The following is a 16001-nucleotide window of genomic DNA, read 5'->3' as shown; positions in this document are numbered from 1 at the left end:
TTGGCCTATTTGAAAAAAAAATATTTTTCAGAAGTTATTGATAAATAGATTTTTGTGTTTTAGGTTTTCGCTTAGCTAAAAAAACTTTTCCCCAGCTTGGAACTGAATCCCATCCGCCGCAGTTTGGCAATCGTAATTTATCGGGATCACCCCAAAAAATTAACTATGCTTCATTTTTCTAACCTTATTCAGGATGCCGCCACAGCCCTAGCCGGACAAAGCCCATGCTTTGCCCACTATCCCGCTATGCGCCAATTTCACCTCAGTTGGAAAAATAGCAAGCACGCTAATTAAGTAAGCCCCGGCGCTTGCTTAGGCAATCGCCAAAATATACCATCCTCCATATATTTAGCTTTTGTCTACGCAAGCGCCAAATTGACAGCCAAACCAAGCGGCTATGTGTCAATTTGGCGCTTTCTTTTTTGAGCTTTCTTTAACCTTTTTCTAAATGCCTAATAATAAGGAGCTTGGCGGCCAGCACTAAAAAAATAAAACAACTGGCCCAGCTTTTGACTTGCGTCAACTAGCAAAAGTTCTTTTAAGCCCTTATACTTCCATAGCATTTTATGTAAAAGAAGTTTTAGACAAAATATTATTTCACCCAAAAGCTGAATATTATGAACAAGCAGCGCATTCTTCAAGCAGGAATTACCACCAAAACGAACAGCCTAGCACAGGCCGCTCCTGCTCTACAGCCTCATGCAGTAAGCCTTACTTTGGTCCTCGATCAGGGCAAGCAGCGCCAGCAGCCTTTTGGGCAAATGAATGCTCATTGGGCCAGCCAAGCCGTCAAAGGCCGTCAACGTTAAAATTATTCTGTTTCTTAAGTAAGTATATTTGCTCTTGGCCCCGCCAAGGGCTTTTTTTTTGCCCCCAAGACCCAGACAGAATCCGCCTTTTTTCAAGGAGTTTCTTATATTTAGTAGGTGTTTTGGGGCCCGCGGCCAGCTTTGCTGGCCGCCGCTATGCTGCGGGGCTCACAGGTCTGTTCGGCCCTTCAGCCGCCTGCGGCGGCTTCGGTCTGGCCTTCGGCCACCCCTCCGCAGCGCTGGGCCAAGGCCCCCTTTTCCACCCTTGTTCTCCTTAAAATGGCTTTGCATGAAACAGTTCTACCTACTTATATTTCTTTTGGGCCTTGGGCCTTGGCTCTCTGGCCAAGATTTGCACTTTAGCCAATTTGACCGTAGCCTCTGGACCGCCTCGCCCGCAGAAACAGGCGCCTTTGATGGCCGCTACCGAGCCAATCTACAGCTCCGAGAACAATGGTCGGCAGTGCCCGTGGCTTACCAGAGTTTGGGCCTAGGGTTGGAGCAAAAAGAGGCCTTGGCCGGCTTTCATTGGGGCCTCTATCTCCAAGCCGATCAGGCTGGAGATTTGGGCCTAGGACAATCGCTCTTGCGCCTGAGCTTGGCCCGAACACAGCCTTTAGCCGCAAATTGGTCGCTGAATATAGGAGGCTATTTGGGGGCTGGCCAGCGCTTTCTCAATTATAAGGGCGCTAGCTTTGATGAACAGTTTCAGGGCGATCAGTTTGATCCCAGCTGGCAGCTGCAAGAACCCGCTTTAGCCAGGGCCCAAAGCTTTTTGTTTAGCGATCTGGGCGCTGGCTTGGCCCTAAATTATCAAGGCAAAAAATGGCATCTGAAATGGGGACTGGGCCTCTTTCATTTGCATGAACCCAAGCAGAGCTTTTTAGGAGAAGAAGACCGCTATCTGCCTATCCGACAATTGCATTATATCCAATTAGCTTATGGCTGGGGCCAAAAATGGAAGGCCCAAACGGCGCTTCAGTTCCAACAACAAGGACCTTATCAGGAGTGGAGCAGCAGCCAGCTCTTTTTTTATGCCCTAGATCAACGCCCCGGCCGAGAACTCAGTCTGTATACCGGCCTCTCTTGGCGCTTCCAAGATAGCTGGCAGCCCCGTATTGGTCTGCAGTATCAAAATAACTGGGAGCTGGGCCTGAGCTATGATGTCAATTATTCCGATTTTCAGCCAGCAACTTTGGGCCAAGGCGGCTTTGAACTCTTATTTGTCTATATTTGGCGGCCCCTACCCAAATTTCCTAGCAAAAAGAATTGTCCTATCTTGTAGGCCGCCAAGCGTTATCTTGGCCCAGCGCTGCGCAGCCGTGGCGCAAAGCGCCAGACCAAGGAGCAAAGCGACGCAGGGCCGAGCAGACCTGCGAGCGGCGCAGCATAGCGGCGGCCGACCTAGCCGAAGGCTAGCCGGCCGCGGGCCCCAAAAAACAGCTAAATTTTTATACATAAAAAAGAATCAATTATGAAAACATTTTGGAGTCTGCTACTCCTACTTAGCCTAACTGTTGGGCAAACTATGGCCCAAGAAAAAGAAGCCTACCAACTTTATGATAGCAAAGGCAAAAAACTGAAGTACAAAAAAATGCTTAAGCAATTGAGCAAGCAGGATATGGTCTTTTTTGGCGAACTGCATAATAATACAATTAGCCACTGGTTGCAACTTGAGCTCAGCCGCGACCTTTACGCCCAAAGAGGAGAGGAGCTGGTGATGGGGGCCGAAATGTTTGAGGCCGATAATCAGGTGATTATGAATGAGTACTTTTTTGGCTACATCAGTAGCTCCAATTTTGAAAAAGAAATGCGTCTTTGGCCCAATTACCGCACCGATTATAAACCATTAGTCGAGTTTGCAAGAGAAAATGGCCTGCGCTTCGCCTGCACCAATGTCCCCCGCCGATATGCCTCTATGGTGAGCCGCCAAGGCCTAGACCAACTCGATAATCTGCCCGAGTATTCTAAGGTCTTTTTTGCCCCCCTGCCCATTGCCACCAATATGGAACTAGGCTGCTACCAAAAAATGCTCGATATGGCCGGCGGAGACGAAAGTTTTCCGCATGCCCAAATGCTAAAAGATGCTACTATGGCCCATTTTACCCTCTCTAACTGGAATGAAGGCGAGCTGTTCTTACACTTCAACGGAAGCTTCCACTCCGATTTTCATGAGGGAATCGTCTACTATATTAAAGAGGAAAAACCCGAAATTAAACTGGCCGTAATTACTACCGTAGAACAAGAAGATATCTCGAAATTGGACCGAGAACACTACAAAAAAGCAGACTATATCCTTGTCGTCCCTAGCCGAATGACCAAAACTTATTAGAAAAATGGGGAAATAGCTGTTATCAGAGATATAAAGTAGGCGAAAAACTAAAAAAAAATAGTAAATGCTTGTTTAGGCAATAAAGATGCCTTATCTTTAAGTCAAGATAATTACAGAACAGCAAAGTTTTGTATCTTTAATGAGTGCCTAACTCAGACAACTTATTTTTTTACTTAAAATCTCCTTGTCCAATGGATGCAAGTCAAAAAGTGACCACACTTCCCGGTGAAGTTTGGCAAAAAGTAGATTTTGGTCGCCCAACTCTACACTTCGAATACTATATCTCTAATATGGGCCGCATTAAGAGCTATCATAAACGCACCACTGGTGAGCGTTTGTTGAAAGGCTCTGTAGACCACCGCGGTTTCCGCCGTTTGCATATTCGCTTGGCAGATAAAACTTATGGCGAGCTAGCTCTACATATTTTTATCGCTACTCATTTCTGCGAAAAGCCCTCTGATGAGTTTAATCATGCGGTGCATGTAGATTATGACCGTTCAAATAATAAATGGACCAATATTAAGTGGCTCAACCATGATGAATGGAGAGAGTACATGCAAAATAGTCCTAATTATAAGGATACCCGTAGCCGCAAAGAACGTCACTACCGCATGAGCCCCGCTAAGGTGCGCTTGCTCAAAAGTGCTTCTAAGCGCAGCAAACTCAAAAAGAGAGAATTGGCCGAGGCTTTTGCCATTACGCCTATGCAAATCTATCGTATTGAGCGTGGCCTAAACTGGTCTCATGTTCATCCAACAGAAGAAGATTTGGCTGCCGCTAAGGATATTAGCTTAGAAGAGTTGAAAGAGCGCGTGCTTCAGCTAGATACTGAAAAACAGCGCCGCCTAGCCGAGGAGGATTAGGTTTTAGCCTGCTTTTTTACAAAAGAGCCCCTGAATTTTCAGGGGCTCTTTTTTTATGGCAACCAAGCCAAGGCCGCTAAGCCTAAGGCCATATATATTTTGAGTAACAGACTGAGTTGGCGCCAATCTTTTTTAGTTTTTGCTCGGATTAAGACAAAAATAAGCAAAAACAAAAGTGCTGCTAGCAACAAAAAATGACCCCAAAAATAGCCTGAAAATAGCCTGAAATAAGGCCAAACTAAACCCACTCCTGTACCCAAACTGCCCAAAAGAAGAAAAAAGAGCAAACTTTTGAGGGCCCAGCTAGGCAGATAATAGGCTAAGGTAAAGGTCCCTTTGGCTTGGTCGCCTGCTAGATCTTCTCGGTCTTTGGCTATTTCTCGGACCAAATTGCTGCCAAAGGCAAAAACCAAATAGGCCTCAAAAAAGGTTTTGGCCCAGCGGTTTTCTCGCAAATAGGGTAGGGCTTCTATATAATAGAGGCCCAAACTCGCCAAGACTAAAGCCGCCACCAATAAATTTCCAACCAAAGGCCAAGCCTTAAGATGAGCAGAATAGGCCCAAAGCAAAAAACTAATGCCCAGCAAAATGGGCAAAAGAAAGCTTGGCGAATAAATAGCCGCCAAACTTAAGGGCAAGAGCTGTAGCCAAGCATAATGAACAAAGCCCCAAAAAATAGAAATTTCTTGGCCCAATGGCCCTTTCCGCTCATTCAAACGATCTATTTCCAAATCGTAATAGTCGTTGATGAGGTAGCCCGCAGCAGCCAAACTAACTGTTGCCAAAGCATAAAGTAGATAAATGGACCAATTTTCTTCGCCTAAGGGGCGTAAAAGTAGGAGGTAAAACAAAGCTTGCCCAATCCACAACAGAAGTAGATTGGGCCAGCGAATCAGGCGAAAAAAAGCGCCTATTAGAGCTCCGTAATTTTTTCCTGCGGCCATTGGTCCTGCACTTTTAAGACTCGCTCAATGACATCACGCACAGCACCCAAGCCCCCTTTTTTAGGCGAAACATATTGGCTAACGGCCTGAATTTCAGGCACGGCATCGGCTGGGCAGCAAGCCAAAGCCACCAAGCGCATAGGCGCATAATCTGGCAAATCATCGCCCATATATAAACAGTGGTCCAAATTGATGCGCTCGGCTTCAATCAGCTCTCGCATACAAGAAAGTTTGTCGTGCTGTCCCGCAAAATAATTGCCAGCAGGCAGGCCCAAACCCTCAAAACGGCGCCAAACGCCCTCAGAACGGCCGCCCGTAATGATAAAAATCTCATAGCCTTTTTCTAGGGCCAGCTTAAAGGCAAAGCCATCTTTAACGTTCATGCTGCGTAGCAAACGGCCATCTTCCTGCACCAGCAGTTCGCCATTCGTAAAAACGCCATCCACATCAAAAATGAAGGTCTTAATTTCAGATAAGTAGTTTAGAAAACTCATAAGTAGTAGTTTATTGATTTTTTGGGGCTGCCCCAGCCTTCGGCTGGGGTCGGGCTGTGCGGGGCTCGCAGGTCTGCTCGGCCCTGCAGTTTTTTCGCTGCGCTCAAAAACTTGGGTCTGCGGCTGCGCCGCCCCCCTACCATCCCTCAGCCGATAGGCGCCGGGCGGGGCGGGGAAGGCTGGGCAGTCATTAACATGCAGCTATTTTTTGTCAAAGGCGGCCCAATCGGAGGGGGAGATATGTGGGTAGTTTTTGCCCGCTTCTAAATTTAGGATAACTGGCCGATGCGACTTGCAATTTGGTCCTTCTCCGCAAAGCATATATTCTGAGTAATAGGCTTTTTGGCCGGGGCGACTTTGAGTGAGCGAAAAAATTTCATATTGGCCTGCGGGCAATTTTAGCTCATACTCTAGGGTAGAGCGGTCAAATTCTCTAGTGGTCATCATGGCGCCTGTTCCAATATTGCGGGCCACAATGGTGAGGTCCTTGGGCAAATGCCCCGGATAAGCCAGTTTTCCAGAAACAGTAGCTTTTGGCGCTGCGGCCTGACCCTTAGTTTGTTCTTGTTTTTCTGTTTGGACCGGCTGCTCTTCGCTTGCGGTTTGGCAGGCCCAAAAACTCATAGAAAGGAGAAGAAAGAAGATTGTTTTTTTCATAATGCTGATTTTGGTCGTGCAGGCTTAGGGATGGAAAGCAGTGGCCCTCAGGCCAGACCCAGCCGCCGAAGGCGGCGCAGGGCCGAGCGAACAGCGAGCTGCGACACAGCCCGGCCCGCCCGCAGGGCGGGCAAGCCCCAAAAAAAATAAATAAAATTAGGGATCCCCTTAAAAAAGGGCTTTTTTTGCAAAAAAAAAGAAATGCAGTTACCAGAGGACTTTTGTCAGTTGATGCAGGAGCAATTGCCTGCGGCGGATTGGGCCAATTTGCAGGCGGGGCTAGAAGCCGAGGAAAAGCCGCTTTCTCTGCGGCAAAATCCGTATAAAAGGACCAAATTGCCTTGGGCCGAGCAGTTGCAGCCCCTGCCTTGGTCTGCGGATGCCTATTATTTGTTGGAGCGGCCAAACTTTGCCCTAGATCCGCTTTGGCATGCGGGAGCCTATTATGTGCAAGAGGCCTCTTCGATGTTGTTGGCGCAGGTGATTCGGCAGCATTTACCACAAAAAGAAAATCTGGCGGCCCTAGATTTATCGGCAGCACCGGGTGGAAAAACAACTTTATTGGCCGCTCAACTGCCTGCTGATGCCTTATTATTGGCCAATGAGGTGGTCAAATCTAGAGCCCATATTTTGGCCGAAAACCTACAGAAATGGGGCCGGCCGAATGTTTGGATTTCTTGTAACCGCCCTGCTGATTTTAAGGACCTAAAGCATTGTTTTGACTTCATTTTGGTGGATGCGCCCTGTTCTGGAGAGGGGATGTTTAGAAAATTGCCGGCTAGTCGAGGCGAGTGGTCTTTGGCCAATATGCAGCATTGTGCGAGTCGACAAAATGAGATTTTGGACCAAATTATTGGTTGTTTGGCGCCGGAAGGGGTTTTGGTATATAGCACTTGCACCTTTAACCGACATGAAAATGAGGAGCAAATCGAGCGGCTTTTGGCCGAGCGGGAAGATTTGGAGCTATTGCGTTTGGCGCTAGATGAAAACTGGGGCTTTATCGAAAGCAATTTGGGCTATCGGGCCTATCCGGGGCTGGTTTCTGGAGAAGGCTTCTTTTTGTCGGTAATTCGGAGAAAAGCGGGGCGAGCCAAAAAGCTCAAAGCGCCTAAAAAGCCTAGTTTTAAGGCCGTTAAGGAGTTGGATAATTGGGCCAAAAAACTGGATGTGGCTTGGGGGCTAGACTTTTGGTCGAGAGGAGAAGAAATTTTAGCCTTTCCCAAAGCGCATAAAAAACTGGGCGAGCAATTGGCCCAATCCTTATATCTTTTGCAGGCGGGGGCCAACTTATTGGAGCAAAAAGGGGCAAAATATCGCCCATTGGCGAGTAGTGGGCAGAGTTTGGCTTGGGCCAAATCTGCTTTTCCGAGCATAGAGTTAGAAAAAGAAGCGGCCTTAAATTATTTGAGAGGAGAAGTTTTATCCTTAGAAAACATGCCCAAAGGCTGGTTTCAACTCCATTATCAGGGCTTGCCTTTAGGCTGGGCCAAGGGCTTGGCAGGGGGGAGAATGAATAACTATTACCCCAAACATTGGCGGCTCAGACAGCGTTAATCTCAATGTTTACGATTTCTTAATAGAAAATGTCTATAGACAAGCCCGAATAGTCGCCCTGCTTTTCTCTAAAAAAGCTTAACTTTGCGCAAAACAAAGCTGCCTGTTATGAAAGACCAAAAGGACTACAAAATTCTAATTGCAGATGATGAGCCCGATATTTTGGAGTTCGTTACCTACAATCTCATCAAAGAAGGCTATCAGGTGAGTACGGCCAGAAACGGCATGGAAGCCGTAGAAAAGGCCAAGGAAGTACAACCTCACCTTATTTTGCTCGATATTATGATGCCTGAGCTAGACGGGGTAGAGGTTTGCCGAGAATTGCGTAGCCAGCCCGAATTTGAACACACCATTATTGCTTTTCTCACGGCCCGAAGCGAGGATTACTCGCAGATTGTGGGTTTTGAAGTGGGAGGCGATGACTACATCACCAAACCGATTCGCCCTAGAGTGCTCATCAGCCGAATTGCGGCCCTTTTGCGACGCTATAATAATAGCCCGCAAGAAGAAGGGGACCAAATTCGGGTGGCGGACCTCGTCATTGATAAGGAAAGAGTTTTGGTGATTCGAGGAGAAGAAGAAATTGCCTTGGCCAAAAAAGAGTTTGAACTGCTCTGTTTGTTGGCCTCTAAACCCGGAAAAGTCTTTGCTCGCGAAGAGATTTTTAAGAATGTTTGGGGCAATGATGTGATTGTCGGTAACCGAACAATTGACGTGCACATTCGCAAAATTCGAGAGAAGATTGGCGAGTATTATATCAAGACCATTAAGGGGATTGGTTATAAGTTTGAGTTTTAATTTTTGAAGAAATAATAAAGAGGAGAGTACTTAGCTGACTCTCCTCTTTTTTTGCCTTTTGTTAAATTTTGACCCTATGTTATTTTTGGCGCCTAAAAATCCTACGCCCCAATTATTGGCCTTTCTCACGGCCCTACAAGCCAGTTTGCCGGCCTTAATTGGCTTGATTGCGCTCAAGCTGTTGCTGCCTAGCTTACTCAGTTGGTGGGCACTTTTGCCCGCCTTCCTGATCTTTTTGGGCACGGGCTACTATGCTAGCCATCGGGCTTTGCGCAAGTTTATCTATAACAAAGTGAAGTTGATTTATAAGTCGATACACAGCCTAAAGGCCCCTAAATCAAGCAAGCCGCTTAATATTGATATGCGCAATCATATTATTGACCGAGTAGAAAAAGAGGTGACCGAATGGGCCAAAGACTGGACCCAAGAGATTCGTTACCTCAAAAAAATGGAGCAATACCGCCGAGAGTTTATTGATAATGTTTCGCATGAACTCAAAACGCCTATCTTTAATATGCAGGGCTATTTGTATACCTTGGCCGATGGCGGTTTGGAGGATGAAATGATCCGAGATAAGTATTTGCAACGGGCCATTGATAATGTGGAACGCATTGCAGAGATTGTCCAAGAGCTCAATCAGATTTCTAAATTTGAGTCTAGTGCAGTAGAGCTAGAAATGCAGCCTTTTGATATTCAGGAGTTGGCCCAAGAGGTGGTGGAAAGCATGGAGATCAGTGCCGAGAAAAAGCAGATCGATCTGCGCTTCAAGGACACGGCCAAAAAACCTTATATTGTACAAGCCGACCGCGAGATGATTCGGCAGGTTTTGGTCAATTTGGTCTCCAATTCGATCAAATATGGCCGCCCAAAAGGCCATACCCTCATTGGTTTTTACGATTTGGACCAAAATGTTCTGATCGAGATTTCCGATACGGGCAAGGGCATTGCCCAAGAGCATCTGCCCCGCCTTTTCGAGCGCTTTTATCGGGTAGACAAAGGCCGCTCTCGACATGAGGGGGGCACTGGTCTGGGCCTTTCTATCGTTAAGCATATTGTGGAGGCGCATCAACAGACAATAAATGTGCGCAGCCGCCTAGGTGTGGGCTCTACTTTTGGCTTTACTTTGGCCAAATATAAGGGCTAGGATAATGAGGATTTGGGGCCCGCGGCCGGCTAGCCTTTGGCTAGCTCGGCCGCCGCTATGCTGCGCGGCTCACAGGTCTGTTCGGCCCTTCGCAAAAAAGCGGAGCTTTTTTGCTCTGTCTGGCGCTTCGCGCCACCGCTGCGCAGCGCTGGGCCATTTGGACCATTCTTCATGCTTTAAACTAAACTGCTAATGAACAAATTTCTCTTATTATTTGCTGCTTTGCCCTTGCTTTGGGCCTGCAAAAAAGAAACGCCCGATCCTCAAACAGAAGAGGCTAAAGTCATTTTCCGCATTTCGGTAGACCCTAGCCAAGAGCGGCTAGATAATTTGGGGCAGCCTGCAGCTATGCCCGCAGGGCATGCGGGCCAAGATCCCGATTTTTACGAAATTACGGCCCATTATTTAGAGCTGGCTCCCTCGGCTTATACCCAATTGGGCGATGGGGCAGTTTTGTATCATGCTCCAGAAGTGACTACTGGCGGCGATCAAGCTATTGATTTCTCGCAGCGGAAAGCTACCGCTTCTGGTGATATTTTTTTGGAGGTCCCCATTTCTCAATTTCCTCTGGGCGACTATGAGTGGCTCCGTCTTTCTTTGGCCTACCAAAACTATGGGGTAGCGTTCTATTATAATAACCAGGCGTTTACTGGCCGTTTGGCTAGTTTTGTGGGCTATAATACCTATATCGATACGGTAGTGGTGGACCAACAATCTTTGGCCGTTAATGCCAATAAGTTGCAGGGATTTTGGGCCTTTGAAACGCCCTTTAATTTAACTTCTGGTCAGGCCGCAGGGACCACCGTGCCCAATCCTTTGGCAGCCAGCTCGCCTATTCCGGCCGGTAGCTGCATTGTCACTGGTCAATTGGACCAAATTCTGAGCATTACAGGCAATGAAACCGAAGATATTGAAATCAACATGAGCTTGTCGACCAACAAAAGCTTTGAATGGGAAGACCTCAATGGCAATGGAAAATGGGATGTAGGGCCCAATAATCCAGAATCTGTAGTGGATATGGGCTTGCGGGGATTAAAAGCTTTTGTTGATTAAGCTTTCCTTAGATGTCATGCAAAAAGCGCCTTCTGTTCAGAAGGCGCTTTTTTGTTTGTAGGTCCAAGATTTTATTCCTAGAGTTATTTCATAAGATTTTCAAGCCAGAGGGCTATATATTCATCCTACAGGCCCGAAGGGCCGCAGGCCTAGCGATGCGAAAGGGGGCGGCGAAGCCGCAGACCAAGGCCGTTAGGCCGCAGGGCCGAGCGAACAGCGAGCCCTGAAGCGTAGCGCCTGCCGCAGGCAGGAGGCCCCAAATACCTAAAAAATGGATGGTAAAAAGCTGTAATTTTTGTGAAAAAATCACAAAACAGAAGTATATTGCTGAATTGAATAAAGCGAAATCCTTTAGGAGCTATGTTAATACAATTTGCAGTAGAGAATTTTTTCTCTTTTAAAGAAGAAGCTATTCTGAGTTTTTTGGGAAATAAGACGACCAAAGAGCATGAAGAAGAGAATATATTTTACTTGGAGGGGCACAAAATATTGAAGTCTTTGGCTATTTATGGGGCCAATGCTAGCGGAAAAACCAACCTTTTTTTGGCCTTAAGGTTTATGCTAGACTGTATGAGACATGGTTTGGACACTATTTTTAAGGAAGATGCGGGGAAAAGTACGGCCTTTTTGTTTTCTCCTACTACAGCCCAAGAAAGCTCTTTTTTTGAGCTCGTTTTTGCTGCAGAGGGGCAGTTTTATCATTATGGTTTTGAGATTTTTGAGGGCAAACTGCAGGCGGAATGGCTGTATCGAGGTTGGAACAAAGAAGAGGAGCTTTTTCAGCGGGAGAAGCAGCAAATTGATTATGATAAGGACTTGTTTTCAGAAGGCGATCGCTTAGCCGAAAAGACGAGGCCCGATGTATTGTTTTTGCTTGTTTGTGCGCAGTTTAATGGAACAATTGCTAAGTCTATTTTGGATTATGTTGCTAAGGTGAATGTATTAACGGGTCTAAAGGGAGAGCAAATACTGGGATTTGGGCTGAAAAAGTTTGAGGAAGATGAGCGATTTAGACTTTGGCTACAGCAGTTTATGCAGCCTTTGGGCATTGAGCGAATTTCTTTAAGTAAGGAGTCTGGAAAAAGAGAATATTGCTTTTGGCATCAGGTATTTGATGAGAGTGGACAGGGGATAGAAAGTCAAGGTTTGCCTTTAGCGCGGATGTCTACAGGAACTCGAAAATTGCTTTGCTTTTTGGCCCCTATTTATGAAGCGCTAGAAGAGCAAGAGGTTTTGTTTATAGATGAGCTAGATGCTAGTTTTCATCCTTTACTCTTAGAGCTTTTGTTGAAGCTATTTCATCAGCACAATAAAAAAGGGGCGCAGTTTGCCTTTAGTTTACACAATCCTCGTTTGCTAGCGCAAAAGCTTTTGCGTAGGGATCAAATTTACTTTGTCGAGAAAACGCCCAGAGGGGCTTCTCAACTTTATTCGCTACTAGATTACAAGGTCCGAAATGATGAGAAACTAGATAAGAACTATTTGAAGGGGAAATATGGGGCTTTGCCAGAGCTTCAGCTGTTAGAAGAAAAATTATTGGAGTATGGGCAAGAAGAATAGACGAGAGAGAAAAGGCCCTAAGCGGGAGTCTAAAGATCTTGATGAAAGGGAAACAGGCGATGGGCAGCTGCTCAAATTTGCTTTTGCTTATTTTTCCAGAACGCAATTATATCCCTTTAAATATTGGGAAAAAAATGGCCTATTAGCAGATGCATTGGATAGCTTGGTTAACTTAGCTAACTCTAGTGTACATGAGTTGAAAAGGGATCAGCGACTCAAAATTTATGGGCCAAATATTCCCAAGGGCTCTGCTTTTAAGCAGCCCCGCAATATTCCTGGAACTGCTCGTTGGGCTTCTTTACGCCTGACTGGAAAGCGTCGGCTAATCGGATTCATGGAACAACAATGCTTTCAATTAGTCTTTTTGGACCCTGAGCATAAATTCTACCCAAGCCCAAAGAAGCACACCTAGGCCCCAAAAATCAACAAAGCCCACTACTATACAGTAGCGGGCTTTGTCTATTCAGCGCAAAAGCTTAAGCATTCATCAAGCTTTCGATTTCTTCCACCTCAATTGGAATTTGCCCCATGAGGTTATCCACCCCATTTGCCGTGATGAGCAAATCATCCTCAATGCGCACGCCCAAGCCCTCTTCAGGGATATAAATACCGGGCTCGCAAGTAAAGATCATCCCCTCCTTAAATTCGACATAGCGGTTGGCCAAATCATGCACATCCAAACCAATATGATGTGAGGTGCCATGCATAAAATATTTCTTATAAGCAGGCATGGCCGGGTTTTGCTGGGCCACTTCTTCTTGGCTAAGCAAGCCCAAACCAATGAGCTCTAGCTCCATAATATGCCCCACTTCCTGATGGTAATCGGTCAAGTTATTGCCCGGACGAAGCAATTGCTGGGCCTCATTTTTTACCCGCAACACCGCCTCATAAACCGCCTTCTGGCGCTCTGTAAAACGACCATTTACCGGAATCGTACGCGATAAATCTGCCGCATAATTGCCATATTCTGCCCCAAAATCCATCAACATCAAATCGCCATCCTGCAAAATGGCATTGTTGTCATTATAATGCAAAATACAAGCCGCTGGCCCAGACGCAATAATAGGCGAATAAGCATGCCCAGAAGCTCCAGAGCGAATAAATTCATGCATGACCTCCGCCTCTACTTCATACTCTTTTAGGCCCGGACGAGTTGTTTGCAATACTCTGCGAAAGGCCCGATTCGTAATTTCACAAGCCGCCCGCATCAATTTAACCTCTTCCTCCGTTTTCTGCATCCGCAGTTCCTTCAAAATAGGCTGAGCACGCAAAAACTCATGCCCCGAATACTGATGCTTCAACTCCAAGGCCTTGCGCTGGTTGCGGTTAGGCACCTCAGAAGCCGCCCGATCATTCTCATTGCCATTAACATAAATCGTATCGGCCAACAAAATCATCTCATTGAGCATGGCCGGCATACTGTCTAACCAAGCCACCGTAGATACCCCCGAAGTCTGAGCCGCATCTTCCTTGGTGTACTTATAACCCTCCCAAATTTTAATATATTCACTGGTCTTTTTCGTAAAAATTACCTCCTCAAATGCTTTGCCTTTGGGGCAATTGGGGTAAAGTACCAAGACGACCTCTTCCTGATCTAAACCAGAAAGATAAAAAAGGTCGCTATCTTGCCGAAAAGGAAAAAAACAGTCCCCATTACGCGGCAATAGGTCCGCCGCATGGAAAATCGCAATGCTGTTGGGCTTCATTTTTTGCATAAATCGCTGCCGATTCAATTGAAAAAGCGCAGCGGGAATATCTTGGTATCGTTTCATCATGATGTGTTTTAAAAATGCAATCCCGAAAGCTAATTTTTTTCTCTTAAAGGACCAAATCAAGCCGCCTTTTAGGTTTTTTTTAGAAATTTTTGGGGCCTCCACAGAATATAATGTAGCGGCGGTTACTCCCTTCGGTCGTCGAAGACGCCCTAAAGGGCTTGTTGTCGTTGCGCAGCTCGCTGTTCTTTTTGGGCGTTACTCCCTCTGGTCGTCGAACTGCGGCTTGCGCCTTGTTGTCCGCCTGCGGCGGGCGCTACGTTCCGCAGCTCGCTGTTCGCTCGGCCCTGCGGCAGCAAAGCTGCCTGGGTCTGGCCCTGCGGGCCACTGCTGCACATCGCTAGGCCTGCGGGCCTGACGGCCCTCTAAGCCCCCATAGCACTTAACAAATTCTTTACTACCTTTAGATTTCCTTAAAAACTATTGGTCTTCTTCTTGTCTTTTCCTAAAAAAAGACTTTCTTTTAAGTGCTCCATGTCCCTGCTATCCCCTTTTTAGTACCTACTGCTTTAGGAAGTCGCTTCCATTAAAAAAAATGCTAATCAGGATTTTATGAATCAAACTATTGGTCTTTGTTTGGGCCTGCTATTTTTGGCCCTTCCCAGCTTCGCACAACAATATTTATTATCTGATAAAGAGCTGGAGCAAACACAAATTTACCGCAATCTAGATGAGGCCCTAGCCAACCCCGAGTTTGTCTATATATTAGATCTTCGCTCTCAGGGAATTACCGATCTACCCAAAGAAATTAGTAAGCTCTATAAACTCCAACGCCTATATCTGCAAAATAATAATCTTCATAAGTTGCCCGCCTCGGTGGCCAAACTCGAAAATTTGCAGCTTTTGCAGTTGGAGAAAAACCAACTGACGGATATTCCCAAAATTGTAGGCAAACTTGCCAACTTAGAAGAGTTGCGCCTGCGCTACAATAGTATCAAAGATATTTCTAAGTATTTGGGTAAATTGACTAAACTTAGAGTGTTGGACCTCAGAGATAATCAAATTAAACGCTTGCCCGAAACCCTGGGTCAATTAGAAAAATTAGAGGAGCTCCAGCTAGGCTATAATAGTATCCAACGGCTGCCCAAAAGTATGGGCCAATTACAGTCACTCTATTTTCTAGATTTGGCCGGCAATCCGCTTTATCAAATCCCTATGGACCTCTACCGAAATGAAAAAATTACGCACCTCAATTTGGGCTATTGCCAAGCTTTACACCCCGTTTTTGTAGCCGAATGGGCTTGCTATCTGCCCGCCCTAGAAGAACTACATTGGGAGGGCTGCAATTTTGAAAAACTCTCCGAAAAAGAACGCTTCGAGGTGCCTAAACTAAAACGCTTGTACCTCAGCCAGTCTAGAGGGGCTAACTTGCCTTCTTTCTTTTTGCGTTTAGGCCAATTAGAAGAACTAGAGCTAGATGAGGGCCAATTTAAAACCCTCGATTTTTCTCAGGCCGAACTCCCCAATCTCCAAAGGCTTTCTCTCAAAAAGGGCCTGCTCGAAGAGCTGCCCAAAAATATTGAAACACTAAAGAGCTTGAAAAATCTTAATCTAGAGGAAAATGCTATTCTGGCCTTTTCTGCAGATTTGGCCCAATTAAGCGCCCTGCAAACGCTCTCTTTGCAAAAGAATAAAATTGAAAGGATTCCCAATAATCTCGACCAATTGGTCAATTTGCGCCTACTCGAGCTACAGGGCAATCCAATCAAAGAATTGCCAAGCTGTCTGGGCAATATGCCGCAGCTCTCTGGCCTCTACCTCAATAATACCGAAATTCCCCTAGAAGATATTCAAGCCCTAAAAGAGCTCTTGCCTTATACGGCTATTCAGTATTAGAAAAAAAGCGCCCGTTCTTCAAAGAACGGGCGCTTTTGCGTTCTGCAAGGCGGCAAAGCCGCCGCAAAGGCGCGTAGCGCCTCGGCTGAGGGATGGATAAGGGGGGCCGAAGGCCAGACCGAGCAAAAATGCGCAGCATTTTTTGCGAAGGGCCGAGCAGACCTGCGAGCCCTGACACAGCCCGA

16 protein-coding genes are annotated in these 16001 nt (G+C 46.3%); 12 read left to right on the top strand and 4 right to left on the bottom strand.

Going from position 1 to position 16001, the window contains the following annotated elements; all coding sequences use genetic code 11:
* Nucleotides 1-96 precede the first annotated feature (96 nt).
* The 5 genes from SGRA_RS01100 (at nt 97) to SGRA_RS01080 (ending at nt 4004) form a co-directional block, all read left to right on the top strand.
* Nucleotides 97-294, top strand: coding sequence for a hypothetical protein (locus tag SGRA_RS01100; RefSeq protein ID WP_014373247.1), 198 nt, complete (start codon nt 97-99; stop codon nt 292-294).
* Between the two features lie 323 nt (nt 295-617).
* Nucleotides 618-809, top strand: a complete 192-nt coding sequence (locus tag SGRA_RS01095) for a hypothetical protein (RefSeq protein ID WP_014373245.1) — start codon at nt 618-620, stop codon at nt 807-809.
* A 289-nt stretch (nt 810-1098) separates the two neighbouring features.
* A complete protein-coding gene (locus tag SGRA_RS01090) occupies nt 1099-2094 on the top strand; it encodes a PorP/SprF family type IX secretion system membrane protein (protein ID WP_014373244.1) in 996 nt (331 codons plus the stop codon).
* A 189-nt stretch (nt 2095-2283) separates the two neighbouring features.
* Entirely contained in the window at nt 2284-3141 is an 858-nt protein-coding gene (locus SGRA_RS01085; RefSeq protein WP_014373243.1) for a ChaN family lipoprotein, read from the top strand.
* A gap of 191 nt (nt 3142-3332) precedes the next feature.
* Complete coding sequence (locus SGRA_RS01080) at nt 3333-4004, top strand: NUMOD4 domain-containing protein (RefSeq protein WP_014373242.1); 672 nt, start codon at nt 3333-3335, stop codon at nt 4002-4004.
* A gap of 53 nt (nt 4005-4057) precedes the next feature.
* On the opposite strand, the gene SGRA_RS01075 is transcribed toward SGRA_RS01080, so the two are convergent.
* The 3 genes from SGRA_RS01075 to SGRA_RS01065 form a co-directional block, all read right to left on the bottom strand.
* Complete coding sequence (locus SGRA_RS01075) at nt 4058-4948, bottom strand: UbiA family prenyltransferase (RefSeq protein WP_014373241.1); 891 nt, start codon at nt 4946-4948, stop codon at nt 4058-4060.
* Nucleotides 4918-5442, bottom strand: a complete 525-nt coding sequence (locus SGRA_RS01070; RefSeq protein ID WP_014373240.1) for a KdsC family phosphatase — start codon at nt 5440-5442, stop codon at nt 4918-4920. The genes SGRA_RS01075 and SGRA_RS01070 overlap by 31 nt, the downstream gene beginning before the upstream one ends.
* A gap of 201 nt (nt 5443-5643) precedes the next feature.
* On the bottom strand, nt 5644-6099 hold the full coding sequence (locus SGRA_RS01065) for a hypothetical protein (protein WP_014373239.1): 456 nt from the start codon (nt 6097-6099) through the stop codon (nt 5644-5646).
* 201 nt (nt 6100-6300) lie between these two features.
* On the opposite strand from SGRA_RS01065, the gene SGRA_RS01060 reads away from it, so the two are divergent.
* From SGRA_RS01060 to SGRA_RS01030, 6 genes are all read left to right on the top strand, one after another.
* The gene (locus tag SGRA_RS01060) at nt 6301-7653 is read left to right on the top strand and encodes a methyltransferase RsmF C-terminal domain-like protein (RefSeq protein WP_014373237.1); all 1353 of its coding nucleotides are present in this window, start codon (nt 6301-6303) and stop codon (nt 7651-7653) included.
* A 108-nt stretch (nt 7654-7761) separates the two neighbouring features.
* Entirely contained in the window at nt 7762-8451 is a 690-nt protein-coding gene (locus tag SGRA_RS01055; RefSeq protein WP_002660455.1) for a response regulator transcription factor, read from the top strand.
* Nucleotides 8452-8527: 76 nt separating this feature from the next.
* A complete protein-coding gene (locus SGRA_RS01050; RefSeq protein WP_014373235.1) occupies nt 8528-9595 on the top strand; it encodes a sensor histidine kinase in 1068 nt (355 codons plus the stop codon).
* Between the two features lie 192 nt (nt 9596-9787).
* A complete protein-coding gene (locus SGRA_RS01045) occupies nt 9788-10648 on the top strand; it encodes a hypothetical protein (RefSeq protein ID WP_014373233.1) in 861 nt (286 codons plus the stop codon).
* Between the two features lie 360 nt (nt 10649-11008).
* On the top strand, nt 11009-12208 hold the full coding sequence (locus SGRA_RS01035; RefSeq protein WP_014373231.1) for an AAA family ATPase: 1200 nt from the start codon (nt 11009-11011) through the stop codon (nt 12206-12208).
* Nucleotides 12192-12620 carry a hypothetical protein gene (locus SGRA_RS01030; RefSeq protein WP_014373230.1) on the top strand — a complete coding sequence of 143 codons (429 nt, stop codon included), beginning with the start codon at nt 12192-12194 and terminating at the stop codon, nt 12618-12620. The genes SGRA_RS01035 and SGRA_RS01030 overlap by 17 nt, the downstream gene beginning before the upstream one ends.
* Nucleotides 12621-12684: 64 nt before the next feature.
* On the opposite strand, the gene SGRA_RS01025 is transcribed toward SGRA_RS01030, so the two are convergent.
* Nucleotides 12685-13983 (bottom strand): aminopeptidase P N-terminal domain-containing protein, encoded by a 1299-nt coding sequence (locus SGRA_RS01025; RefSeq protein WP_041329797.1) that lies wholly within the window; start codon nt 13981-13983, stop codon nt 12685-12687.
* A 549-nt stretch (nt 13984-14532) separates the two neighbouring features.
* On the opposite strand from SGRA_RS01025, the gene SGRA_RS01020 reads away from it, so the two are divergent.
* On the top strand, nt 14533-15816 hold the full coding sequence (locus SGRA_RS01020; protein ID WP_014373228.1) for a leucine-rich repeat domain-containing protein: 1284 nt from the start codon (nt 14533-14535) through the stop codon (nt 15814-15816).
* Nucleotides 15817-16001: the final 185 nt, after the last annotated feature.

The sequence above is a fragment of the Saprospira grandis str. Lewin genome, assembly GCF_000250635.1.
Lineage (GTDB): Bacteria > Bacteroidota > Bacteroidia > Chitinophagales > Saprospiraceae > Saprospira > Saprospira grandis.
The sequence above is the reverse complement of the archived record's forward strand: the minus strand, read 5'-3'. Positions and strand labels throughout refer to the sequence as shown.